This window comes from Sphingomonas sp. FG14 (assembly GCF_057809675.1).
Window position 1 is genome coordinate 331,253 of sequence record NZ_JBMDKK010000002.1, and the last position, 23,326, is coordinate 354,578.

Annotated in this window: 17 protein-coding genes; 14 read left to right on the forward strand and 3 right to left on the reverse strand. The window is 65.9% G+C overall.

Annotated features, from left to right (window positions below):
- The first annotated feature begins 13 nt into the window (after positions 1 to 13).
- Both ACODTA_RS09730 and ACODTA_RS09735 read left to right on the forward strand, forming a co-directional pair.
- The gene (locus ACODTA_RS09730; protein WP_489065707.1) at positions 14 to 1,216 is read left to right on the forward strand and encodes a TIGR04063 family PEP-CTERM/XrtA system glycosyltransferase; all 1,203 of its coding nucleotides are present in this window, start codon (positions 14 to 16) and stop codon (positions 1,214 to 1,216) included.
- 11 nt (positions 1,217 to 1,227) lie between these two features.
- A complete protein-coding gene (locus tag ACODTA_RS09735; protein WP_489065708.1) occupies positions 1,228 to 2,109 on the forward strand; it encodes a hypothetical protein in 882 nt (293 codons plus the stop codon).
- Positions 2,110 to 2,148: 39 nt separating this feature from the next.
- Here ACODTA_RS09735 and ACODTA_RS09740 read toward each other — a convergent pair whose 3' ends face one another.
- Positions 2,149 to 2,334 carry a hypothetical protein gene (locus ACODTA_RS09740; RefSeq protein WP_489065709.1) on the reverse strand — a complete coding sequence of 62 codons (186 nt, stop codon included), beginning with the start codon at positions 2,332 to 2,334 and terminating at the stop codon, positions 2,149 to 2,151.
- 99 nt (positions 2,335 to 2,433) lie between these two features.
- Between ACODTA_RS09740 and ACODTA_RS09745 the strand changes: the two genes are divergently transcribed.
- Complete coding sequence (locus tag ACODTA_RS09745) at positions 2,434 to 3,111, forward strand: S24 family peptidase (protein WP_489065710.1); 678 nt, start codon at positions 2,434 to 2,436, stop codon at positions 3,109 to 3,111.
- A 3-nt stretch (positions 3,112 to 3,114) separates the two neighbouring features.
- On the opposite strand, the gene ACODTA_RS09750 is transcribed toward ACODTA_RS09745, so the two are convergent.
- Positions 3,115 to 3,291 carry a hypothetical protein gene (locus ACODTA_RS09750; RefSeq protein WP_489065711.1) on the reverse strand — a complete coding sequence of 59 codons (177 nt, stop codon included), beginning with the start codon at positions 3,289 to 3,291 and terminating at the stop codon, positions 3,115 to 3,117.
- Between the two features lie 222 nt (positions 3,292 to 3,513).
- On the opposite strand from ACODTA_RS09750, the gene ACODTA_RS09755 reads away from it, so the two are divergent.
- From ACODTA_RS09755 to ACODTA_RS09805, 11 genes are all read left to right on the forward strand, one after another.
- Positions 3,514 to 3,723, forward strand: a complete 210-nt coding sequence (locus ACODTA_RS09755) for a hypothetical protein (protein ID WP_489065712.1) — start codon at positions 3,514 to 3,516, stop codon at positions 3,721 to 3,723.
- Positions 3,724 to 3,806: 83 nt separating this feature from the next.
- Positions 3,807 to 5,810, forward strand: coding sequence for an autotransporter assembly complex protein TamA (locus ACODTA_RS09760; RefSeq protein ID WP_489065713.1), 2,004 nt, complete (start codon positions 3,807 to 3,809; stop codon positions 5,808 to 5,810).
- Positions 5,807 to 9,940, forward strand: coding sequence for a translocation/assembly module TamB domain-containing protein (locus ACODTA_RS09765; RefSeq protein ID WP_489065714.1), 4,134 nt, complete (start codon positions 5,807 to 5,809; stop codon positions 9,938 to 9,940). The genes ACODTA_RS09760 and ACODTA_RS09765 overlap by 4 nt, the downstream gene beginning before the upstream one ends.
- Before the next feature lie 21 nt (positions 9,941 to 9,961).
- The gene (locus ACODTA_RS09770; RefSeq protein WP_489065715.1) at positions 9,962 to 10,876 is read left to right on the forward strand and encodes an alpha/beta hydrolase family protein; all 915 of its coding nucleotides are present in this window, start codon (positions 9,962 to 9,964) and stop codon (positions 10,874 to 10,876) included.
- A gap of 111 nt (positions 10,877 to 10,987) precedes the next feature.
- The gene (locus ACODTA_RS09775; protein WP_489065716.1) at positions 10,988 to 11,329 is read left to right on the forward strand and encodes a TFIIB-type zinc ribbon-containing protein; all 342 of its coding nucleotides are present in this window, start codon (positions 10,988 to 10,990) and stop codon (positions 11,327 to 11,329) included.
- 181 nt (positions 11,330 to 11,510) lie between these two features.
- Positions 11,511 to 14,171, forward strand: a complete 2,661-nt coding sequence (locus ACODTA_RS09780; RefSeq protein WP_489065717.1) for a TonB-dependent receptor domain-containing protein — start codon at positions 11,511 to 11,513, stop codon at positions 14,169 to 14,171.
- Positions 14,172 to 14,354: 183 nt separating this feature from the next.
- Positions 14,355 to 16,298, forward strand: a complete 1,944-nt coding sequence (locus ACODTA_RS09785; protein WP_489065718.1) for a S9 family peptidase — start codon at positions 14,355 to 14,357, stop codon at positions 16,296 to 16,298.
- The gene (locus tag ACODTA_RS09790; protein WP_489065719.1) at positions 16,295 to 17,281 is read left to right on the forward strand and encodes an amidohydrolase family protein; all 987 of its coding nucleotides are present in this window, start codon (positions 16,295 to 16,297) and stop codon (positions 17,279 to 17,281) included. The genes ACODTA_RS09785 and ACODTA_RS09790 overlap by 4 nt, the downstream gene beginning before the upstream one ends.
- Positions 17,282 to 17,347: 66 nt before the next feature.
- On the forward strand, positions 17,348 to 17,821 hold the full coding sequence (locus tag ACODTA_RS09795; protein WP_489065720.1) for an RNA polymerase sigma factor: 474 nt from the start codon (positions 17,348 to 17,350) through the stop codon (positions 17,819 to 17,821).
- Positions 17,815 to 18,747: a FecR family protein gene (locus tag ACODTA_RS09800; protein ID WP_489065721.1), complete on the forward strand. Its 933-nt coding sequence runs from the start codon at positions 17,815 to 17,817 to the stop codon at positions 18,745 to 18,747. Before ACODTA_RS09795 ends, ACODTA_RS09800 begins: the two co-directional genes overlap by 7 nt.
- A 97-nt stretch (positions 18,748 to 18,844) precedes the next feature.
- Complete coding sequence (locus ACODTA_RS09805; RefSeq protein WP_489065722.1) at positions 18,845 to 21,778, forward strand: TonB-dependent receptor; 2,934 nt, start codon at positions 18,845 to 18,847, stop codon at positions 21,776 to 21,778.
- A gap of 41 nt (positions 21,779 to 21,819) precedes the next feature.
- On the opposite strand, the gene ACODTA_RS09810 is transcribed toward ACODTA_RS09805, so the two are convergent.
- On the reverse strand, positions 21,820 to 23,244 hold the full coding sequence (locus tag ACODTA_RS09810) for an aldehyde dehydrogenase family protein (protein WP_489065723.1): 1,425 nt from the start codon (positions 23,242 to 23,244) through the stop codon (positions 21,820 to 21,822).
- Positions 23,245 to 23,326 lie beyond the last annotated feature (82 nt).

The following is a 23,326-nucleotide window of genomic DNA, read 5'->3' on the forward strand; positions in this document are numbered from 1 at the left end:
GACAATCAGACGCGTGCGCATCCTGCACATTCTCGACCATAGCTTGCCGATGCACAGCGGATACACCTTCCGTACGCGTGCCATATTGAAGGCGCAGATCGAACTTGGCTGGACCGTTGCCGGGGTGACCGGGCCGCGCCATAGCGCGGCCGGGCCGGATCGCGAAACCGTGGACGGGCTGGATTTCTTTCGCACCACCGCGCGGCCACAGGGGCGGAGCCCTTTGCGCGAATGGCGTGAAATCCGGCTGTTCGCCGACAATATCGATGCGGTGGTGCGCGACTGGAAACCCGATGTCCTGCACGCGCATTCGCCCGTCCTGAACGCGATCGCGGCACAGCGCGTCGCCGATCGTCACGATCTGCCGCTCATCTACGAAATTCGCGCCTTCTGGGAAGATGCCGCGGTCGGCAACGGCACCGGTCGCGAGGGATCGGCGCGCTACCGCGTCACCCGCGCGCTGGAAACGCGCGCGGTGAAGCGGGCGGATGCTGTCGCGGTCATCTGCGACGGTCTGCGCCGGGATCTGGTCGCGCGCGGCGTCGATGCCGGCAAGATCACCGTCTCGCCCAACGGCGTCGATCTCGCGCTGTTCGGCGATCCGCCGCAGCCCGATGCCGCGCTGGCCCGGGAACTGGGGCTGGAGGATGCCGAGGTCGTCGGCTTCATCGGCAGCTTCTACGATTATGAAGGGCTCGACGACCTGATCGCCGCCATGCCGATGCTGGTCGCGGCGCGGCCGCGCGCGCATCTGTTGATGGTCGGCGGCGGTCCGATGGAGGATAGCCTGCGCGCGCAGGCGGAGGCCTCGCCCGCCGCCGATCGCATCCGTTTCGTCGGGCGTGTGCCGCACCAGGAAGTGGAGCGTTATTACGGGCTTGTCGATATCCTCGCCTATCCGCGCAAGGCGATGCGCCTGACCGAACTGGTGACGCCGCTCAAGCCGCTGGAGGCGATGGCGCAGCGGCGGCTGGTCGCCGCATCGGACGTGGGCGGGCATCGCGAACTGATCGAGAATGGCGTGACGGGCACGCTGTTTCGGCCCGACGATCCGAAGGCGCTTGCCGATGCGCTGGCCGGCATGTTCGCCGACCGCGCCGATTGGGAGGCGCGCCGTGACGTGGCGCGCGCCTTTGTCGAGAGGGATCGTAACTGGTCGTCAAACATTTCGCGTTATCTCCCTGTTTACCAACGGCTCGTCGGCCGTTCGCTCTGAAGGATGACATGATGGCGAAAGCCTCTGCCAAGCGTCCGATCCTGCCCATGCCGCTATGGATGGGTATCTCCTGCGGCATCGCAGTCGGGCTGATCGTCATGATGCTGCCGGCGGCACTGCTTGAATCGCTCGTCGAGCAGACCGGCCTGGCTTCGGTGCTGCCCGCCGCCGCGCCGCCACTTGGTCAGACGGCGCGTGGGCTGCTCGCCGCGATTGCTGGTCTGGCGATGGCGGTTTCCTGCTTCGCGCTGTTGCGCGCGCTGGAAGGCTTGCCGCCGATTCGCATCGGCAAGCGTCGTTCGCGGCGCGATCCGGCCGAGGTGATTTTCGATACGGCCCAGCCCGACGACCTGCCCGAGCCGGCGCTGATCGAGGAGCCGCGACGCGGCCCGATCATGGCGGCGCGCGATCTGGGTGCGCCCTTCCATAGCATCACCGCCGACTCGATCGCGCCGAAGGCGACGCCGGAGGTCACCGAGGATCCGCCATTGCTCCTCGAAGCCGAGATGGTCGAACCGGCACCGGTGATCGTCGAGGCGCCGGAGGCGTCACTCATGGCGTCCGAGCCGGCATGGGCGGCCGATGACGCGCTCGAGGCGCCGGAGCATGAAACCGCCCATGTCGATGCCGGTCCCGACAATGGCGACCTTGAAGAGTCGTCCGCGCTTTCGCCGGAAATCGGGCCGATCCCCGTGTCGCCTGCGGCGGTGGAGATCGAGGGCAGCATTCCCTCGCTCGTTCGTCGGCTTGAGACGGGCTTCGAGCGTCGCATGGCGGGGCGCGAAACCGCGCCGGACACCGAGCCCGGCTTTGCCGATGGGCAGCCCGATATCGACGTCGCGTTGCGTGACGCACTCGGCACCTTGCAGCGCATGTCCGCCCGCTCGCGTTGATCGTGGTTCATTCCGGGCGATGAGCCTGGAAGGCCGTGGTCATTCCGCACTGGCCTCCGCTTCGCGCCGATCCATGAAGCGGGCGATTCTTTCCGTCATGCGTGGCCCCGGCTCGCGTCCGTTGCGCAGGTCGATCACCAGCCGGGGATCGCCCACCGCATCGCGTCCGAAGCGCGTTGGCGCTACATTGAAGCGTCGCAGGTGCCGTTCAATCCGTCCCAGCATATGCATTTCATCTCCCGACTCGGTCTTTATAGGAATTTTCTTAGATGATAGGGTATTTCCTACATTGCAAAGGAAACTTCCTATTGCTAAATGTCCGGAATGGAGACGATTGATCCCCGCGCCGCACTGGATGCGCTGATCCGCGAGAGGGGCGACGACATGGCGTCGCTTTCGAAGATGATCGGCCGTAACGCCGCCTATATCCAGCAGTTCATACGCCGCGGTTCGCCCAGGCGCCTGGCCGAGGACGATCGTCGCATCCTCGCGCGCTATTTCGGTGTGTCGGAGGAGCGGCTGGGCGGGCGCCCCGCCGAGGCCGCGCCGGTTCCGGTCGGAAAGGGGCGGGCGCCCCGGCGGGGGCTGGTTTCGGTGCCACGGCTGGAGATTGGCGCGTCAGCGGGGCCGGGGGCCTTTGCCGGCGACGAGCGGCCGCGCCAGCATGTCGCGTTCGAGGCGGAATGGCTGCGCGGGCTGGTCGGCGGCGGACTGGCCGATCTGTCGATCATCCAGGTCGCCGGCGATTCCATGTCGCCGACATTGTCGAACGGTGACGAGATCCTGGTCGATCGCGGCGATGCCGCGACGCGGCTGCGCGACGGCATCTATGTGCTGCGCATGGACGATGCGTTGCTCGTCAAGCGGCTGGCGATCAATCCGGCCGGCCCCAGGCTGGCGGTGCGCAGCGACAATCCGGCCTATCCGAGCTGGCCGGATTGCGCGCCCGACAATGTGGAGATCATCGGCCGCGTGGTTTGGGCCGCGCGGCGGATCACCTGACGATCAGCCTCTGTTGCGGTCAATCAGCCAGGTCGCCAGCGCGATCGCGCCGCCGGCCGCCAGGCCGGCGATCAGGCCGATCGATGCCTGGCCATAATGATTGCCGACAATGACGCCGCCCAGTGCGAGCAGCGCGATCGCTGCGCCGCCGGCGCGCGGAGGGCGTTTGGAGCCTTGCATGCGCGCCGCATGCCACGTCGCGCGGTGATACGCCAGCGCTTCCGGCGCCTCGCTTCCGTTCTCGTGCTGGAACGATCGAGTCCCGCAATGGCACGCCGATCCCGCAATGGCACATGGTAAGGCTTTGATGACCATCGCATTAGGCCTGTTTGCGTCGTGACTCATTTGGCACGGATCGTGATGAGGTGTCCCGACCAGGGAGACTTTGGGGGGAACATCGTTATGGCGTCCACGCCTTTCGTGGATCGCGCGTCGTGGGAAGACGCCGCGCGGTTGATGGCTATCTATGGCACGAACGCGGGTTTCGAGGCGGCGGCGCTCGCCAACCGCAGCCGCGATATCGGGAATGTCCGGCATTTCTGCCGCTGGCGTCAGATCGAGCGGCTGATCGTTTCGCTGTCGCGTCAGACGGCGGACGGATCGCGCCACTGACTTCGCGGCGATCCGCGCCGAACCATTGAAATCCTGCGCTGATCGCGCTGGCGAGCCTGATGCAGAAGGGCTAGGGAAGGACGATGCGTTCCGGTCCTCCGTTGCCCCGTGCCTTGGCCGTCCTGGCCTTGCTCTGTGCGGGCGGGGGCGTGCCGGCTCTTGCACAGGAAGCGGCGCAACCGGCGATAGTGCCGGTGCCGCCACCCGCCATGCCGTCATCCTCGGCCGACGTGCCGCTGGACCCCGAGGCGCCGCTCGCCAATTTTCCCGATCTGGGCGTTGATTGGCCGGATCTGAGCAAGGATGCCGATTTGCCGCCCGACCCGGCGGCCCCCGGGCCGGCGACGCAGACGGACGCGGAAGGCGAGCGCCGTTATTCGGTCAGGCTCGAAGGCCTGGAAGGCGTGACGTCGCCACAGTTGCGCGAACGTTTCGACGCGCTTTCGGCGCTGGAGCAGAATGAGGGCAAGGCGGCCAATGTCGCGCAGATCGATCGTCGCGCGCGTGAGGACGAGGACCTGCTCGCGACGTTGCTGCGCGCCGCCGGCCATTATGACGCACAGGTCGAGACGCGGGTCGAAACCCAGCCCGACGGCCGCATCGTCGTGGTGCTGGATGCCGAGCCCGGCCCCGTCTATCGCTTCACCGAGGTCGAACTGCGCGGTCTCGATCGTGCCGGAGACAAGGCGGAGGCGTTGCGCAAGGCGTTCGGCGTCAAGCCGGAGGACGCGGTGGATGCCGACAAGGTCCTGGCGGGCGAGGATGCGCTGAAGCTGAAGATCGGACGGGAAGGATTTCCCTTCGCCAAGGTTGGCGAGCCGGAGGTCGTCGTCGATCACGACGATCGAACCGCGACCCTGGTCGTGGATATCGATCCGGGTGGGCAGCGCACGTTCGGCCGCGTCACCGTCGCCGACGATCGCGTCTTCAGTGCCCGCCACGTGCAGACGATCGCGCGCTTCGATCCCGGTGACGCTTACGACGCGGCGCTGACCGACGACCTTCGCCGCGCACTGATCCAGACCGGCCTGGTATCGCAGGCCAGGGTGGAAACGGTGCCCGGGCAGACGCCCGACACGGTCGATGTCGCGGTCACGCTGGAACCGGCGCCGCCCCGGACGATCGCGGGCGAACTCGGCTATGGCACGGGCGAGGGCGCCCGTGCGGAAGTGAGCTGGACGCACCGTAATTTCTTCAAGCCGGAAGGCGCGGTCACATTTCGCGGCGTCGCGGGAACGCAGGAGCAATTGCTGAGCGCGACGCTTCGCCGCAGCAATTTCCGCGCGCGCGATCGCGTGCTCAATGCCCAGGTCGCGATCAGCCATGTCGATCGCGATGCCTATGAAGCGAAGACCTTCTCGCTTTCGGGCAGCCTGGAACGGCAGACCAACATCATTTTCCAGAAGAAATGGACCTGGTCAGTTGGCGCCGAACTGCTCGCCTCGCGCGAGAAGGGGATCATCGGCAATGGCGTGGTGCCGGTGGATCGCACCTTCTTCATCGGCGCGTTGCCGGCGACCCTGGCCTATGACGGATCGGACGATCTGCTCAATCCGACCAAGGGTTTCCGCCTGAGTGGCCGCATCTCGCCCGAAGGATCCTTCCAGGCGGGCACCTTCGCCTATTTGAAGACGCAGATCGACGCGAGTGGCTATTTCCCGGTCAGCGACCGCGTCGTCCTGGCGGGGCGCACCCGGCTGGGCACGATTTATGGCGCGTCGCGCGATCGCATCGCGCCTTCGCGTCGTTTCTATGCGGGCGGCGGCGGATCGGTGCGCGGCTATGGCTATCAATCGATCGGGCCGCGCGACCTGAACAACGATCCGATCGGCGGCAAGAGCCTGGCCGAATTCTCGCTGGAAGCGCGCGTGCGCTTCGGCGATTTCGGAGTCGTGCCCTTTATCGACGCCGGCAATATCTCGACCGGCGGCATTCCCAAGTTCAACAACCTGCGGCTCGGCGCGGGCATTGGCGGGCGTTACTACACCAATTTCGGTCCGATCCGCGTCGATGTCGGCACCCCGCTCAATCGGCAGAAGGGCGATCCGCGCATCGCCGTCTATGTTTCGCTGGGCCAGGCGTTTTGAAGCGGGTCGCCAAATGGCTGGTCGGCGGCATCGTCGCGCTGCTACTGCTTGGCGTTGTCGCGATCTGGGCGATCGATACCGGCCCGGGGCATCGTTTCCTGATCGACCGGATCGAACGGATGGCGCCGAAATCGGGGCTGCGCATCCGTATCGGCCGAATCGACGGTTCGATCTTCGGCACCGCGCGGCTGCGTGATCTGCGTGTTTATGACGCGCAGGGCCTGTTGCTCGATTCTCCCGATGTGCGGCTGGACTGGCGGCCGCTGGGCTGGATCGCCAACCGGCTCGACATCCGTTCGCTCCATGCGCCGCTGGCGACGCTGCACAAGGGGCCGAAATTCAATCCGTCGGAAAAGAAGGGCCCGATCCTTCCGGGTTTCGACATTTCGATCGGCTCGCTCAGTATCGATCGGCTGCGCTTCGAGCCCGCGATTTCGGGTCAGCGGCGGATAGGCCGGCTGGTCGGCGCGGCGGACATCCGTTCGGGCCGCGCGAAAGTGGCGCTCGATTCGATGGTCGAGGGCGGCGGCGATCGGCTGGTGCTGATGATCGACGCCGAGCCCGATCGCGATCGCTTCGATATCGAAGCCAGGCTGCGCTCGCCGGACAATGGCGTCTTCGGCGCGATACTGGGCATGAAGCGCTCCATCGCGGCGGATGTGACGGGCAACGGCACCTGGACGGCATGGAAGGGCGAGGCGCGTGCCGATCTTTCCGGCAAACGCGCGATCGACCTTGATCTGTCCGCCGACAAGGGCCTTTACGGCCTGCGCGGCTTCGTCGCGCCGTCGCTGATCAGCCAGGGCAAGGTGATGCGGCTCACCCAGCCGCGCATCTCGGTCGATGGACGGGCGACGCTGATCGATCGCAGGCTCGACGGCAGCCTGTCGCTGGGCTCGCAAGCATTGTCGATCCATGCGGACGGCGCGCTCGATCTGGCGCGATCCGGCTATGACAATGTCCGCATCACCGCCAATCTGCTGCAGCCCGCCGCGCTGTTCCCCAATATGAGCGGTCAGAATGTCCAGTTGCGCGCGATGCTCGATGGTGGCTTCGATGCCGCGCGCTTCGAATATCTGCTGACGGCGCCGCGCGTCGCGTTCGACCAGACCGGCTTCGAAGCGGTGCGTGCGGCGGGAAGTGGCCGTTTGGGCAAGCAGCCGGTCGTCGTGCCGCTCACCCTCACCGCACGGCGGGTGACGGGCGTGGGCGACGTCGCCGGCGGCATGCTCGCGAATCTGCGCGTCGACGGGCTGTTGAAGGTGACGGCCAAGGCGCTGACCGGCGATGGCCTCAAGCTGCGCTCGGACAAGCTGACCAGCACCGTCTCCGTCTTCGTCGATCTGGTGAGCGGCCGTTACGAGGTGACGGTTTCGGGCCAGCTTTCACGCTACCTGATTCCGGGGCTGGGCATCGTCGACGTCAAGACGAAGCTGAGCGTCGTGCCGGGGCCGGGTGGAAAGGGTACGCGCGTCGTCGGCCGCGCACAGGCCTGGGTCCGCCGCTTCGACAACGCGTTCCTGCGCGGGCTGGCGGGCGGGTTGCCGATGGTCGATACCGCGCTGGAGCGCACCCCCGACGGCATTCTCCATCTGCGCGATCTGCGGCTGACCGCGCCAGGCATCCGGCTGACCGGCAATGGGTATCGGCGCAAGGATGGCAGCTTCCATATCGAGGGCACGGGCACGCAATCGCAATATGGCGCGTTCCGCCTGACGCTGGACGGCGCGATCGATCGTGCGAAGATCGACCTGTTGCTGGCACGCCCGATGAATGCACTGGGCTTGCGTGATGTGCGGCTGCAGCTTGACCCCGATGCGCAGGGCTTCGCCTATCAGGCGGCGGGCGCATCGACGCTGGGGCCGTTCACCAGCCACGGCGCGATCCTGCTGCCGGCCGGTCAGCCTGCGACCATCGCGGTGGCCGAACTCAAGGTGTCCGGAACGACCGCGAAAGGCGCGCTGCGCAGCCTGCCGGGCGGGTTTGACGGGCGGCTGGACGTGTCGGGCGGCGGCCTGGACGGTTCGCTGACCTTCGATCCCGTCAACGAGATCCAGCGGATCGCCGTCATGCTCAGGGCCAATGGCGCGCGGTTCGCGGGGCCGCCCGAGCTATCGATCCGGCGCGGCCAGCTCGATGCGGTGGTGCTGCTCGATCCGGACGGCACCACGATCGACGCGACGCTGAACGCGCGCGGGCTCAGGCGCGGCAATGTCGTGCTGGCGCGCCTGGCCGGAAACGCCAAGCTCAAGGATGGCGCAGGACAAGTGCGCGCATCATTCGCCGGCGCCCGTGGCCGCGCCTTCGATCTGCAGACCGTGGCCGACATATCGCCCGATCGCATCTCGCTGATCGGCGAAGGCACGATCGACCGCCGCCCCGTCAAGCTGACCGGTCCGGCGGTGCTGACCCGTGACGGCGCGGGATGGCGGCTGGCGCGAACCGGGCTTGAGTTCGCGGGTGGTTCGGCGACCGTCGCCGGCCTGTTCGGCGAAGGCCCCAATGAAGTGAACGCGACGCTTCAGCGCATGCCCTTGTCGATCCTCGACATGGCCTGGCCCGATCTGGGGCTGAGCGGCATGGCCAGCGGTACGCTGAACTTCAGCCAGGATGCGCGCGCGAGCCTGCCGGTCGGGCGCATGGATCTGCGTATCCGCGGGCTGGCGCGGGCCGGCCTCGTCCTGTCGTCCAAGCCGATCGATGTCGGGATCGCGGCGGTCGTCAACGAACGTGGCGCGGCGGCGCGCGCCATCGCGGCGAGCGGCGGGCAGACGATCGGCCGCGCCCAGGCCCGGCTCTCGCCGCTCGGCGCGGAAGGCGGGATCATGGACCGCCTGTCCACCGCGCCGCTGTTCGGTCAGATCCGCTATAACGGCCCGGCCGATACGCTGTGGCGATTGACCGGCGTCGAGATCTTCGATCTCTCCGGCCCGGTCGCGATCGGCGCGGACGTCACCGGCAAGCTCGCCGATCCGGTGATCCGCGGATCGGTCCGCACCCAGGGCGCGCGCCTGGAAAGCGCGGTGACCGGCACGGTGCTCACCAATGTGAAGGCCAGCGGCCGGTTCGACGACAGCCGGCTCCTGCTCGACGAGTTCAGCGCCAATGCGGGCAGCGAAGGCACGGTGACCGGGCGGGGCAGCTTCAACCTGGCGGCCGCACAGGGCTTCGGCATCGATCTGGCGATGGACGCCAAGAATGCGGTGCTGATCAACCGCGACGATATCGGCGCCACCGTCACCGGCCCGATCACCATCCGCACCGACGGGCGTGGTGGCGTGATCGGCGGCGAGGTCGATCTGGTCCGCAGCCGCTATGTATTGGGCCGCGCGACCGCCGCGTCGACCATTCCGCGCCTCAATGTGAAGGAACTCAACCGGCGCGGCGAGGTCATCGAGCGTCCGGCGGCCGCCGTCCCCTGGCGGTTGGCGATCAAGGCCAATGCCCGCAACCGCCTGATCGTATCGGGATTGGGCCTCGACAGCGAATGGCGGGCGGCGCTCGATATCGGCGGCACCGTCGAATCGCCGGCGATCCTGGGTTCCGCCGAGCTGCTGCGCGGCAGCTATGAATTCGCGGGCCGCAATTTCGACCTCGAGCGTGGATCGATCCGCTTCAACGGCAACAGCCCGCCCGATCCGACCATCGACATTGCGGCGGAAGCGAGCATCCAGGGGCTGAATGCGACGATCCGGGTGACCGGCACCGGCCTGAAACCGGAAATCGCATTCACCAGCGTGCCCGCGATGCCCGAGGATGAATTATTGTCGCGCCTCCTTTTCGGAACGTCGATCACCAACCTGTCGGCGCCCGAGGCGCTGCAGCTTGCGGCGGCGGTGGCGGCGCTGCAGGGCGGCGGCAATGGACTCAATCCGATCAACGCGGTGCGCCAGGCGGCCGGGCTGGACCGGCTGCGCATCCTGCCGGCGGACACCACGACGGGACAGGGCACGTCGATCGCGGCGGGCAAATACATCACCCGGCGAACCTATGTCGAACTGATCACCGATGGGCAGGGCTATTCGGCGACGCGCGTCGAATTCCAGATCACGCGCTGGCTGTCGCTGCTGTCGAGCATCTCGACGATCGGCCGCCAAAGCGTGAACGTGCGCGTGTCGAAGGATTATTGATGACCTGGGGGCGTTCCTTGAATGAAGCCATATGCCGTGCTGGCCGCCTCTCTGCTGGTCTCGATCATGTCGGCGGATAGCTCCGCGACGACCGCCGAGCCCCGGACGGTCATGCGCTGGCCCGATCTGCTGGAGCGGCCGAGGCCCGCGCCGGACCGGACGCTGCATTATGGGGATGATCCCCTGCAAATCGTGGATCTGTGGTTGCCGGCAGGCCAGGGGCCACATCCCGTGGTGCTGATGGTCCATGGCGGCTGCTGGCAGAGCGATGTGGCGGACCGCACCATCATGAACTGGATCGCCGACGATCTGCGCGGGCAGGGAATCGCGGTGTGGAATATCGACTATCGCGGTGTCGATCGCGCGGGTGGTGGCTATCCGGGCACCTTCATGGACGTGGCGGCCGCCGCCGACATGCTCGGGCGCGATGGCGCGCGCCATGGGCTCAAGACCGGCCGGATCGTCGCGGTCGGCCATTCGGCGGGCGGGCATCTTGCACTCTGGCTTGCCGCCCGGTCCGCGCTCCCTGTCGGATCCGCCTTGCGCGGGGCCGCGCCATTGCCGATCCATGCGGCGATCAGTCAGGGCGGGTTGCCCGATCTCCGCTTCTCGTCGAACGCCATCGGCCATGGCTGTGGCACCGACGCGCCAAAGGCGATGGCGGGCGCGGCCAGTCCGGCGCGGCCGGACATCTATGCCGATACCTCGCCGATCGAAATGGCGGCGGGTGGCGCGCGCCAGATTCAGGTGAACACCACGCTCGATCGCATCGCGCCGCCCGCTTATGCGGCGGCTTATGAAGCGGCGTTGCGCGCAAGGAGAGTGGCCGTCCAGACTGTAACCGTCGCGGACGAAGGCCATGTCGAGCTGATTGCGCCCGGCACTCGTGCATGGCAGGCCACCATACCGCTGATCCGTCGTGAATTGGGGCTTTGATCGGGGCGAATTGCACCCATATTGCCGTGAATCGCGGAGCGCGGAGGGCACAAAAGGCACGCCCAGTGCGTTTCACCAACGTAACGAATTACAAAGTGGAGGTTTTTTGAGATGCGTACCCCTGAAGCCGTATCGGCAATGCTCTGCCCCGTCTGCAAGGTCGGGCTTGCGATGAGCGACCGGCAGGGAATCGAGATCGATTATTGCCCGCAATGCCGGGGCATCTGGCTCGATCGTGGGGAGCTGGACAAGATCATCGAGCGTAGCACCGCGGACGTTGCGCCGGCTGCGCGGCCGCAGCAGCAGCAATATCAACAGCCCCAGCCCCAGCCGCCCCAGCAGCGTCAGCCCTGGGGGCAGGATCGTTATTCCGACGATCGTTATCATGGTGGCAGCCACGACCAGCGCCATTACAAGAAGCGCAAATCCTGGCTCGAAGAAATCTTCGACTGAGGATGTCGGATCAAGTCGACGATAATATTGTTCGATATCAATGATAAGTGCCGCGTTGCCTTGGTTCGGCAACGCGGCTTCGAACAAAATCTCACAAAATATGTCGGTTTTGTGAAGGACCGTCGTCTTCCCAGTGACAGCCTGCGGCAACGGACCGCCGGGCCCAGCACAGGGGGTACGAATGATTCGATTTGGCAGCGTGATCGGTGCGTGCGTGGCGATCCTCGCATCGGCCGGCGTTTCGGCGCAGACGACCGACATGGCGCCGGTGGAGGACGAGGCCGAAGCCATCGTCGTGACCGGTTCGCGTATCGACCGCGCCTTCGACGCGCCGACGCCGACCCTGCAGGTGACGGCATCCGACCTCAGCGTCGCGGCGCGGACCAATGTCGCCGCCGCGCTCAACGATCTGCCGCAGTTCCGCGCGACCACCTCGCCGCAGACCACGGGCACCAACACCAGCGCCGGCCAGGCGCCGGTCGATCTGCGCGGCCTGGGGATCAGCCGCACGCTCGTGCTGGTCAATGGCCGCCGTCTTTCGAGCGATAATGATCTCAACGCCATCCCGACCGTACTGATCAAGAGCGTCGATATCGTCACCGGCGGCGCATCTGCCGCCTGGGGCTCGGGCGCCGTCGCCGGCGTCGTCAACGTTACGCTCGACGGCAAGTTCACCGGCGTGAAGCTCGGCGCGCAGGCCGGCATCTCCAGCTATGGCGATGCCGCCGAGCACCGCTTCGAGGGTGCGTTCGGCACGTCGTTTGCCGATGGGCGCGGCCATTTCGTGATCGGTGGCGAATACCTGAACAATGAAGGCGTCATTCCCAAGGTCAGTCGCCCCAATGTCGGTCGCTGGGCGACGATCTCCAACGGTGGCGGCACCTTTATCCTGTCGCCCGATGTCGGCTTCTCCAATGCCGCCTATGGCGGGATCATCCTGTCGGGCGTGCTCGCGGGCAAGGGCTTCAATCCCGATGGTTCGCTGCGTCCGATCAATTACGGCGTGGTCAGCGGCACCAACATGATCGGCGGCGAAGGTCCGTCGAACGACGATCTCAGCCCGCTCGTGACGCCGCAGCGCCGTTACAGCATGGCCGCGCAGGCGAGCTTCGACCTGACCGAAAACCTGACGGTCACCGCCGAATTCCGTCATTCGCGTATGTGGAACAACTATATCTGGTTCGGCGATCACAATCGCGGCAACCTGACCATCAAGTCCGACAACGCGTTCCTGCGGCAGGAAATCCGCGATGCGATGGCTGCGGCCGGGCAGACCAGCTTCACCATGGGCCGGTTCAATTCCGACCTGTCCTATTCGACGATCGATTTCGAGCGGAAGAACACGCAGGCGACGCTCGCGATCGACGGCAAGTCGAGCGACGGCCGCTGGCGCTATGGCGCCTATTACAGCCATGGCCAGTTCGACAACAATATCGACACGCCCGGCTTCTTGCTGACCACCCCCTATGCGCAGGCGGTGGATTCGGTCATCAGCCCCACCACCAACAAGCCGATCTGCCGAATCGCGCTGACCAATCCCAACACCAACTGCGTTCCCATCGACCTGTTCGGCCTGGGGGCGCCTTCGCAGGACGCCATCGACTACGTCACGGGCACGCCCCGGTCGCGGTCGCGCACCAAGCTGGACACGGCGGGTTTCAGCCTGCGCGGCGAGCCGTTCGATCTGTGGGCGGGCCCGGTCTCGATCGCGGTCGGTGGTGAATGGCGCAAGGAATCGATCAACGCCCGCGTCGGCGATCTCGATCTCGCCAAGGCGTTCCAGACCTTCAGCTTCTCGCCCCTGAAGGGCAGCTTCACCGTCAAGGAGGCGTTCGCCGAAATCCTCCTGCCGCTGGCGCGCGACCTGCCCGTGCTCAACAAGCTGGAGTTCAACGGCGCGGCGCGCATCTCGGACTATAACACGACGGGTTCGATCTGGTCGTGGAAGCTTGGCCTGACCAACGAGTTCTTCCCCGGGGTGAAGGGCCGCGTCACGCGTTCGCGCGATATCCGTTCGGCGAACCTGGCCGAATTGTATACCCAGTCGACGACGGGCTACAACACGCTGACCGATCCGAAGACCAACACCAGCGTCTATGTGTTGAACAATGGCGGCGGCAATCCCAATCTGCGGCCCGAAACCGCAGACACCTTTACCGCCGGTTTCGTCCTGTCGCCGCTGTCGCGCCTCAACCTGACGCTCGACTATTATGACATCCGCATCAAGGACGTGATCACGACGATCGCTGCGCAGGACCTGGTGACGCGCTGCTTCAACGGCAATCTCGACCTGTGCGCCAAGGTCGAGCGTGATGCCTCGGGTACGATCGTGCGCACCGTCGCGACCTTCATCAACCTTGCCGAATATCAGACCGATGGCGTCGACGCGGAACTGAGCTATGTCCTGCCGGTCAGCGCGGGCAACCTGACCTTCCGCCTGCTCGGCACCTGGGTTAGCCGCCTCAGCACCAACGACGGCGTCAGCAAGATCGACTATGTGAAGTCGCAGGGCTATTCGTTCGGCCTGGGCGTTCCCGAATGGCGCGTAAACGCCAGCATCGCCTATCAGGACGAGACGTTCGGCGCGCTGCTGCGGGCCCGCTATCTGTCGGCGGGCAATTACAACAGCACCGTCAACCTCGTGAACAACCACATCCCGGCCTATACCTATTTCGATCTTCAGTTGAACGCGCGCATCCCGGTGTCGAGTGGGCCGCAGCTTGAGCTTTATGCCAACGCGACCAACCTGTTCGACAAGGATCCGCCGGTCAGCGCACTCTACTCGCCCTATTACGACGTGGTCGGGCGTTACATCACCGTGGGCGCTCGCGTCCGCTTCTGACGTCAGCTCGCTGACGCCCCCGCCGCCGGCCGGTTCCCTTGCCGCGCCGGCGGCACTTTTTTGCCACCAGAGCGATTTCCAGTCAGATGAATTCATCTGACGACTCGGAAATCGCTGTGAAACAATAGCTTAGAGCGGCCGATCTGATCGCAAACCGCTCTATATCGCTTCGGGAGACGATCCATGATTGCGCGCCGCATCCTCGCCATCGCCCTGTCGACCTCCGCCACTGCCGCGCTGGCGGACGTGCCGAAGCCCGCCGCGATCGTGATCGACGGTCCGCCGCCGGTCACCGATGCGCTGGCGAACGATACGCGGCCCTATCTCGAAGCCCGCAAGGCGGTATTCCAGGGCTGGGATCCGGCCGATCGCTCGATGCTGGTCAAGACACGCTTTGGCGGCACCGACCAGTTGCATGCCGTCGCGGCGCCCCAGGCGATGCGGCGCCAGGTGAGTTTCGAGCAGGAACCCGTCCTTGCCGGCTTTCGTGCGCCGGGCAGGGACCGCACGCTGGTGATTCAGAAGGATGTCGGCGGCGGCGAATTCTATCAGCTCTATCGCCTCGAGAACGGCCGGCCGGTGCTGCTGACCGACGGCAAGAGCCGCAACTGGTTCGGTGCCTGGAGCCGGGATGGACGTCGGATCGGCTACATCTCCACGCGGCGCAATGGCGCCGACACCGATCTGTACGTCATGGATCCGCGCGATCCGAAGACCGATCGGCTGGTCGCGCAGGTCGACGGCGGCGGCTGGAGCATCACGGATTTCTCGGCGGACGGAAAGACCGCGCTGGTCCTCAACCGCAAGTCGATCAGCAACGCCATCGTCCATGAACTCGATCTCGCCACCGGCAAGCTCACGGTGATCGCGGGCGACAAGACGCCCGCATCCTATGTCGATCCGCGCTATGGACCCGACGGCACGATCTGGGTCGCCTCCAGCGTCTCGTCGGATTTCATCCAGCTCGGCAAGCTCGATCGCAAGGGGCGCTTCACGCCGGTCTCGAAGGAGCCGAGATGGGATGTCAGCGACTATGCGATCGCGCCGGACGGCAGCTTCATCGCCTATGCGATCAACGAAGCGGGCGTCAGCCGCCTGCGCGTGATGGATGTGGCGACCGGCAATGCCCGGCCCGTGACCGGATTGCCGGCCGGCGTGATCCCTTATGCCATCGGCTCCGCGATCGAGATCGCGCCCTGGGGTGCGATCGGGCTCAGCATGTCTTCGGCGCGCGTCGCGGGCGATGCCTTCTCGGTCGATCCGAAGACGCTGGCGGTCACGCGCTGGACGGAGAGCGAAATCGGCGGGCTCGATGCCGCGCGCAATATCGAACCCGAACTGGTCGAGGTGAAGAGCTTCGATGGCGAGATGGTCTCGGGCTTCCTCTATCGCCCCGATCCGGCGCGCTTCCCCGGCAAGCGACCGATGATCATGGATATCCATGGCGGACCGGAAGGGCAGGTGCGGCCCGATTATCGCGGGGCCGACAATTATCTGCTCAATGAACTGGGCATCGCATTGTTCTTCCCCAATGTCCGCGGCTCCTCGGGCTTCGGCAAGCGCTTCGTCAATCTCGACAATGGCCCGGACCTGCGCGAGAATTCGGTGAAGGATATCGGTGCGATCCTCGACGCGCTGGGCCGGGACGCTACGCTCGACGCCGGGCGCTTCGCGATCTCCGGCATGTCCTATGGCGGCTATATGTGCTATGCTTCCGCCGTCCACTATGGGGCGCGGATCAGAAGCGCGAGCTGCTATGTCGGCATCTCCAACTTCGTGACTTTCCTGGAAAGCACGCAATCCTATCGCCGCGACCTGCGCCGCGCCGAATATGGAGACGAGCGCGATCCGAAGCAGCGGGCGAAGCTGATCGCGATCTCGCCGCTCACCAGCGTCGACAGGATCAATATCCCGCTCCTCGTCGCGACCGGCGGCAACGATCCCCGCGTGCCCGCGTCCGAGGCAGAACAGATCATCGCGGCGATCCGGGGCAAGGGCGGCACCGCCTGGCATCTGCTCGCGCAGAATGAAGGCCATGGTTTCCACAAGAAGGACAATTCGGACTATTATTTCTGGACCTCGGTCCAGTTCTGGAAGCGGACCCTGCTCGGCGGCGCCGGCAAATGAACATCGCCCGCGCGCTTCTGGTCACGGCCGCCATCCTGTCGGTGGCCCCGCTGCAAGCGGCGCGCGGGCCGTCGCCCAAGGTGGCGGTGGATCACCACGTCCATGTTCATTCGCCCGCGATCCTGGCGTTCCTGCCAGCCTATTGCGCCAGCCCGGGCAGGACGAGCAAATGCGATCCGGAATTCGCCAATCCGCTGACGGTGGACGATCTGCTCGCGGCGATGGATGCGGCGGGGATCAAGCGCGCGCGGGTGATGTCGACCGGCTATCTCGCGGAAAGCCCGTTGATGTCGACCCCCGTGCCCGATCATGCGGAGATCCTGCGCGCCGCCAATGACTTCACTGTCGGCTTGGCCCGCGCCCATCCCGCCCGGCTGGAGGCCTATATCGGCGTCAATCCGGTGACCGAAACCGCCTTGCCCGAGATCGGCCGCTGGAAGGGCGACCGCCATGTCGCGGGCATCAAGCTCCATCTCGCCAATTCGCGCTTCGATTTTCACAAGGCCGAACATGTGTCGATGCTGGCCGGGATATTTCGCGCGGCGGCGTCAGCGCGGCTGCGCATCATGGTGCATATGCGCAACCAGGCGACCGGCTATGGCGCGGAGGAAGCGCGCATCTTCGTGCGGGACGTGCTGCCCGCCGCGCGCGGCGCGAGCGTCCAGATCGCACATGCGGCGGGCTGGGGCGGCGTCGATGCATCGACGCTGGCGGCGCTCGGCGTTTTCGCGGAGGCGTGCGAGCGCGACCGGTCGCTGTGCGGCCGCCTTTATTTCGACCTTGCCGCGATCAAGGTCGGCACCGTCGTGGAAGCGGACAAGACCACGTTGGTCGCGCTGATGCGGCGGATCGGGATCCGCCATTTTATTCCCGCTTCGGATTGGCCCTTCGCGCGCGATCTTTCGGCATATTATGCCGCGCTTCGCACGCTGCCGCTTTCAGATGGGGAGTGGCGCACGATCGCCCGCAACACCGCGCGCTGAGCCGGCGGACAAGAATCTTGTCGGATTCCGCCACCCGCATCGTCTAGGGGGTGAGTAGGGAGCGCGATGAGCCAACTGAGCGAAATGCTGCGACATGTCCGGGCTACTTTGCGACGTCGCGGCGTCGCGGAGCAGGATGCCGATGATCTGGTGCAGGAGGCGTTTCTGAAGGTCGAGCGCTATGAAAAGAAACATGCGGTGCGATCGCAGGAGGCGATGCTGGTCAAGGTGGCGGTGAATCTGTCGATCGACGAGGGACGTCGCGAACGCCGCGCGCCCTTCGCGGCCGCCAATGTCTTCAGCATCGCGGATGCCGCGCCCGATCCGGAACAGGTGCTGCAATCGCAGGCGCGGCTGAAACATGCCGCCGCCGGCCTGGAACGGCTACCCGAGCGCACGCGCCGTATTCTCTTGCGAAGACGGCTCGATGGCGCGAGCTATGCGACGATCGCCGCGGAAGAAGGGATGTCGGTCCCCGCCGTCGAGAAGCAGGTAGCGCGCGCGACGCTGGAGATGATGAACTGGATGGAAAAATGGTGATCCGCTCGAAGGATGAGCGCGCCCGGTTGAACGCGGAGGCATCGGCCTGGCTTGCCAGGCTGCACGGACCCGACGGCGCCAGGGCGGAAGCACCGCTTCAGGACTGGCTGCGCGGCGATCCCGCGCATCAGGAGGCGTTCGAACGCGCGACAGAATTGTGGGAATTGCTGCCGGGCGCGGTCGCCGTTGCCGATACGCGTGCGCGTGCGCCGCGACGTTTCATGCCGTTGGCGATCGCCGCGTCGCTGCTCGCGGTCGTCGTGATCGGCGCGATGACGGTGTATCTGAACCAAGCCCCGGTCTTCGATACGCGCACCGGCGAGCAGCGCAGCGCGACACTCGACGATGGCAGCCGCATCGCGCTCAATACCGACAGCCAGGTGACGGTGCGCTTCGATCGGGAAACGCGGCAGGTTTCGCTCGAACGGGGCGAAGTCTTGTTCGATGTGGCGCATGATGCGCAGCGCCCCTTCGTCGTGGTGGCGGGCGACGAACGGATCCGGGCGCTCGGCACAAGCTTCGTCGTCCGGCGCGATGGAGATCGCGTGCGCGTCACCTTGTTGCGCGGCAAGGTCGAGGTCACGCGCACGGGCACGCGTCCGCAATCGCTCGCGGTCCTGTCTCCAGGCGAGCGTGTGTCGGCCGTGGCGCAGGCGACGCCGGTGCTGGACCGGCCGGCGCTCGATGCGGTCACCGCGTGGCGCCGTGGCGAGATCCTGTTCCGTGATACCCCCTTGTCCGAGGCGGTGGCGGAGGTGAACCGCTATGGCCAGCAGCGCGTGGTGGTGAACGATGCGCGGCTTGCCGGCCTCCCGGTCTCGGGCGTCTTCGCGACCGATGAAGCGGCGGAATTCGCGGCGGCCGTCGCGCAGCTTCACGGTTTGCGGGTGCAACGTGACGGGGAGCTCTTGCTTTTGACGCTCTGAACCTGTCTCGGGATAGCGACGGCTGTTGCGATGCGCTGCCGCACAGATCGGGCGGAGCCATGGGACGGGAGGTGAATGGGTGAGCAGGGGAGGCAGGTTGATCTGGCCGTCCGCTGTCGCCTGTTTCGCGGCATCCGCCGTCACCGCCGAGGCTGCCCCCAAATTCCCGTTCTCGCTGCCGCGCCAGGCGCTTCCCCAGTCGCTCGAGACGGTCGGCACCGTCACGCGTTCGAACATCATCTTCACGCCCAGGGCCGCGAAGGGCCGTATCGCCCCACCGCTCAAGGGGAGCTACAGCGTCGCGGAGGCGTTGCGCCGGCTGCTCAAGGACTCGGGGCTGGCGTTCAGCGTCACAGCCGGCGGCTCTTATGTCATCTCCCAGCGCGCCGACATATCCGGCGGTGAGGAGGGGCCGGTGGATACGCCGGCGTCGACCGAACTCTACGAGGCCGCGCCGATCATCGTCACCGGCTCGCGCATCGATACGCCGGGCTTCGAAGCGCCCACCCCCACCCTGCATATGACCAGGGCGAACCTGGACATCGGCGCCCGGCCGAACGTCGCCGCCGCGCTCAACGATCTGCCGCAGTTCCGGGGCACGATCTCTCCGCAGACATCGGGCACCAACACCAGCGCGGGTGCGGCGCCGGTCGATCTGCGCGGCCTCGGGATCAACCGCACCCTGGTGCTGCTCGACGGGCGGCGCTTCTCGAGCGAGAATGATCTCAACACCGTGCCGACGGTGCTGATCAAGTCGGTCGACATCGTCACGGGCGGCGCGTCCGCCGCCTGGGGTTCGGGCGCGGTGGCGGGCGTCGTCAACATCGTCCTCGACGAGGATCTGGACGGGCTCAGGCTGGGCGGACAGGCGGGCATATCCTCACGCAGCGACGCCGCCGAACATCGTTTCGAAGGGGCGTTCGGGAGCGGCTTCGCGGATGGACGCGGCCATCTCACAGTGGGCGCCGAATATCTGGACAATCAGGGCGTCGTCCCGAAGGCGTCGCGCCCGACGGTGGGGCGCTGGTCGACGGTGGCGGCGGGGAACGGCAATTTCATGCTCACGCCAGACGTGGGCTTCGCGAACGCCGCGCACGGCGGGCTGATCCTGAGTGGTGTGCTCACCGGCAAGGCCTTCAACCCGGACGGATCGTTGCGCGACTTTCGCTACGGCACCGTGATCGGCAACGACATGGTCGGCGGGGAGGGACCGTCGAACGACGATCTCAGCCCGCTCGTGACGCCCCAGCGCCGTTACAGCGCGCTCGGCCGCCTGAGTTTCGCGGTCAGCGACGCCCTGAGGATAACCGCTGAACTGCGCCATTCGCGGATGTGGAACGACTATATCTGGTTCGGCGATCACAATCGCGGCAACATCACCATCTCCGCCGACAATGCGTTTCTGTCCCCCACCATCGCCGCACAACTGCTCGCGGCGGGCGAAACGAGCTTCCGCATGGGGCGGTTCAATTCCGACTTTCCCTTTCCCCGCATCGATTTCGCGCGTTCGACGACACAGGCGACGATCGCGCTCGATGGGAAGATCGGCGGCCATTGGCGCTGGAGCGGCTATTACAGCCGTGGCGAATATCACAATGACATCGACACGCCGGGCTTCATCCTCGCCACCAATTTCAACCAGGCCGTCGATGCGGTGCGCGATCCGGTGACCGGCCGGCCGGTCTGCCGGGTCACGCTCACCGATCCGTCCAGCGCCTGCGTGCCGATCAATCTGTTCGGCGAAGGCGCGCCCTCATCCGAGGCGCTCGCCTATGTCACGGGCACGCCGATGCAGCGGGCGACCACCAGGCTTGACGTCGGCGGCTTCAGCCTGCGCGGGGAGCCGTTCAGCCTCTGGGCCGGCCCGGTTTCGATCGCGGCGGGCATCGAGGCGCGCCGGGAGGCGATCCGGCAGACGGTCGGCGCGCTCGATCTGGCCAAGGCCTTCCGGACCTTCAATTTCGCCCCGATCGCGGGTGGCTTCACGGTCAAGGAGGCGTTCGGCGAAATCCTGGTGCCGGTGGCACGCGACCTGCCGCTCCTCCGGAGATTCGAGCTCAACGCGGCGGTGCGCCTGTCGGATTACGACACCACCGGATCGATCTGGTCATGGAAGCTTGGCGCCACCAACGAATTCTTTCCCGGATTCCGCGCCCGTTTCACGCGTTCGCGCGATATCCGGTCGGCCAATCTGGCCGAACTCTACACCCAGCTCCAGACCGGCTACAACACGATCATAGACCCGCTGAAGGGCGTCAACGTCTATGTGCTCAGCTATAGCGGCGGCAATCCAAACCTTCAGCCGGAGACCGCGAGCACGCTGACCGCCGGTTTCGTCTATGCGCCGCCGGCGATCCCTGGTTTTCACCTGTCGCTGGATTATTACCGCATCCGGATCGACGATGTCATCACGACGGTGCCAGCGCAGGATCTGGTCGTCCGTTGCTTCAACGGCAATCAGGCGTTGTGCGGACATGTCGAGCGCGATGCTGACGGCAATATCCTCTACACCACCTCATCCTATCTGAACCTTTCCCAATATCGGACCCGTGGGATCGATGCCGAACTGTTGCAGAGGCTGAAGCTCGACCGGATCTCCAACCTGCCAGGCGAGATCAGTTTCCGGCTGCTGGCAAGCTGGGTGGACAGCCTGACCACCGACGATGGCGTCAGCGCGATCGAATATGTCGGTTCGCAGGGGAATTCGTTCAGCTTCGGCGTTCCGCGATGGCGGGTGAACGCGAGCATCGGTTATGACAGCGACGATTTCGGCGGGCAGCTCCGCCTGCGTCATATTTCGTCGGGCAATTACAATTCGACGGTGAAGCTGCTCAATAACCGTATCCCGGCCTATAATTATGTCGATCTGCTGGCCCGTGCGCATATCCCGGCCGGACCGGACACGAAGATGGAAATCTACGCCAGCGTCACCAACGTCTTCGACAAACAGGCGCCGAACGGCTCGCTCTATTCACCCTTCTACGATGTCGTCGGACGGTATTTCTCGCTGGGGGCGAGGCTGGGTTTCTGAAGCGCCGGCGGCATCCGGAGATGCCGCCAGTCGCGATGGTTTCAGCCGAGATCGCCGATCACCGACTTGATTTCCATGAACTCGGCCAGGCCGAACTTGCCGTATTCGCGGCCGTTGCCCGACTGTTTGTAGCCGCCGAACGCGACATTGGGATCGGGATTGCCCGCGTTCACATAGACCATGCCGGCGCGCAGGCGGGGGACGAAGGCGCGGGCCTTGGCCGGATCGCCCGATACGACCGCGGACAGGCCGTAATTGGTGTCGTTGGCGATGCGGATCGCGTCCTCGTCATCCTCATAGGGAATGATGGTGACGACGGGGCCGAAAATCTCCTCGCGCGCGATCGTCATGTCGTTGCTGACATTGGCGAACAGCGTGGGGCGAACGAAATAGCCGCGCTCGACGCCGTCGGGGCGGCCGGGGCCGCCGGTGACCAGGGTCGCGCCCTCCGACAATCCCTGCTGGATCAGGCCCTGGATCTTGTCGAACTGCGCCTTGTTGACGACGGGCCCGATATGGCGGCCTTCCGCCTGCGGATCGCCGGTCGCGGTGCGGGCGAGCGCGGCCTTCGCCACTTCCACCGCCTCGTCATGCTGGGATTTGTGGACGAGCATGCGCGCAGGCGCGATGCAGCTTTGCCCCGAATTGAGCATCACGCTCATCAGGCCGGCGGGCACGGCCTTGTCGAGCGGCGCGCCTTCCAGGATGATGTTGGGGGATTTTCCGCCCAGTTCCTGGTGCACGCGCTTGACGGTGTCGGCCGCCGCCTTGGCGACCATGATGCCCGCGCGTGTCGATCCGGTGAAGCTCACCATGTCGATGCCGGGATGTTCGGAAAGCGCGGTGCCGACAGTCGGTCCGTCGCCCTGGATCAGGTTGAACACGCCTGCCGGCACGCCTGCCGCGTCCATCACCTCGGCGAAGATCGCGGCGCAGGAGGGGGCTTCCTCAGACGGTTTCAGGATCATCGTGTTGCCGGCCGCCAGCGCGGGCGCGACCTTGGCCGCGATCTGGTTCATCGGCCAGTTCCACGGCGTGATCAGCGCGACCACGCCGATCGGTTCGTGCACCACCTTGTTGCCGCCGATCGTCTCTTCGAACTCGAAGGCCTTGAGCGCGGCGATCGCCGCCATGAAATGGCCGATGCCCGATCCGACCTGCGCGGTTTGCGCCATCGAGATCGGACAACCCATTTCGGTCGCGATCGCGCGCGCGATGTCGGCGGCGCGCGCCTTGTATTCGGCCAGGATGCGTTCAAGCAAAGCGACGCGCTCGTCGACGCTGGTGCGCGAGAATCCGTCAAAGGCACGGCGCGCGGCCGCCACGGCCTTGTCCACGTCCGCGCGGCTCCCCAGCGTGATCTCGGTGCAGGGTTCCTCGGTGGCCGGATCGATCACCAGATGGCGCGTGCCGCCTTCGCTCGCGACCCATTTCCCGTCGATATACTGGTTGAGATAGCTCTGCATGCCTCGTCCTTTCGCCGCGCGTTTCCGGGTTCCGGCATGAGATGGCGCTTCGACGGGCAAAAGAAAACCCCGGAAGCGCGTG

Excerpts from the sequence above, each read along its gene's own strand:
- ACODTA_RS09770 (WP_489065715.1), top strand. The coding sequence starts at position 9,962 with ATGAAGCCATATGCCGTGCTGGCCGCCTCTCTGCTGGTCTCGATCATG.
- ACODTA_RS09800 (WP_489065721.1), top strand. The coding sequence starts at position 17,815 with ATGGTGATCCGCTCGAAGGATGAGCGCGCCCGGTTGAACGCGGAGGCA.
- ACODTA_RS09810 (WP_489065723.1), bottom strand. The coding sequence starts at position 23,244 with ATGCAGAGCTATCTCAACCAGTATATCGACGGGAAATGGGTCGCGAGC.
- ACODTA_RS09750 (WP_489065711.1), bottom strand. The coding sequence starts at position 3,291 with ATGCAAGGCTCCAAACGCCCTCCGCGCGCCGGCGGCGCAGCGATCGCG.
- ACODTA_RS09760 (WP_489065713.1), top strand. The coding sequence starts at position 3,807 with ATGCGTTCCGGTCCTCCGTTGCCCCGTGCCTTGGCCGTCCTGGCCTTG.
- ACODTA_RS09775 (WP_489065716.1), top strand. The coding sequence starts at position 10,988 with ATGCGTACCCCTGAAGCCGTATCGGCAATGCTCTGCCCCGTCTGCAAG.
- ACODTA_RS09740 (WP_489065709.1), bottom strand. The coding sequence starts at position 2,334 with ATGCTGGGACGGATTGAACGGCACCTGCGACGCTTCAATGTAGCGCCA.
- ACODTA_RS09745 (WP_489065710.1), top strand. The coding sequence starts at position 2,434 with ATGGAGACGATTGATCCCCGCGCCGCACTGGATGCGCTGATCCGCGAG.
- ACODTA_RS09790 (WP_489065719.1), top strand. The coding sequence starts at position 16,295 with ATGAACATCGCCCGCGCGCTTCTGGTCACGGCCGCCATCCTGTCGGTG.
- ACODTA_RS09785 (WP_489065718.1), top strand. The coding sequence starts at position 14,355 with ATGATTGCGCGCCGCATCCTCGCCATCGCCCTGTCGACCTCCGCCACT.
- ACODTA_RS09780 (WP_489065717.1), top strand. The coding sequence starts at position 11,511 with ATGATTCGATTTGGCAGCGTGATCGGTGCGTGCGTGGCGATCCTCGCA.
- ACODTA_RS09735 (WP_489065708.1), top strand. The coding sequence starts at position 1,228 with ATGGCGAAAGCCTCTGCCAAGCGTCCGATCCTGCCCATGCCGCTATGG.
- ACODTA_RS09755 (WP_489065712.1), top strand. The coding sequence starts at position 3,514 with ATGGCGTCCACGCCTTTCGTGGATCGCGCGTCGTGGGAAGACGCCGCG.
- ACODTA_RS09795 (WP_489065720.1), top strand. The coding sequence starts at position 17,348 with ATGAGCCAACTGAGCGAAATGCTGCGACATGTCCGGGCTACTTTGCGA.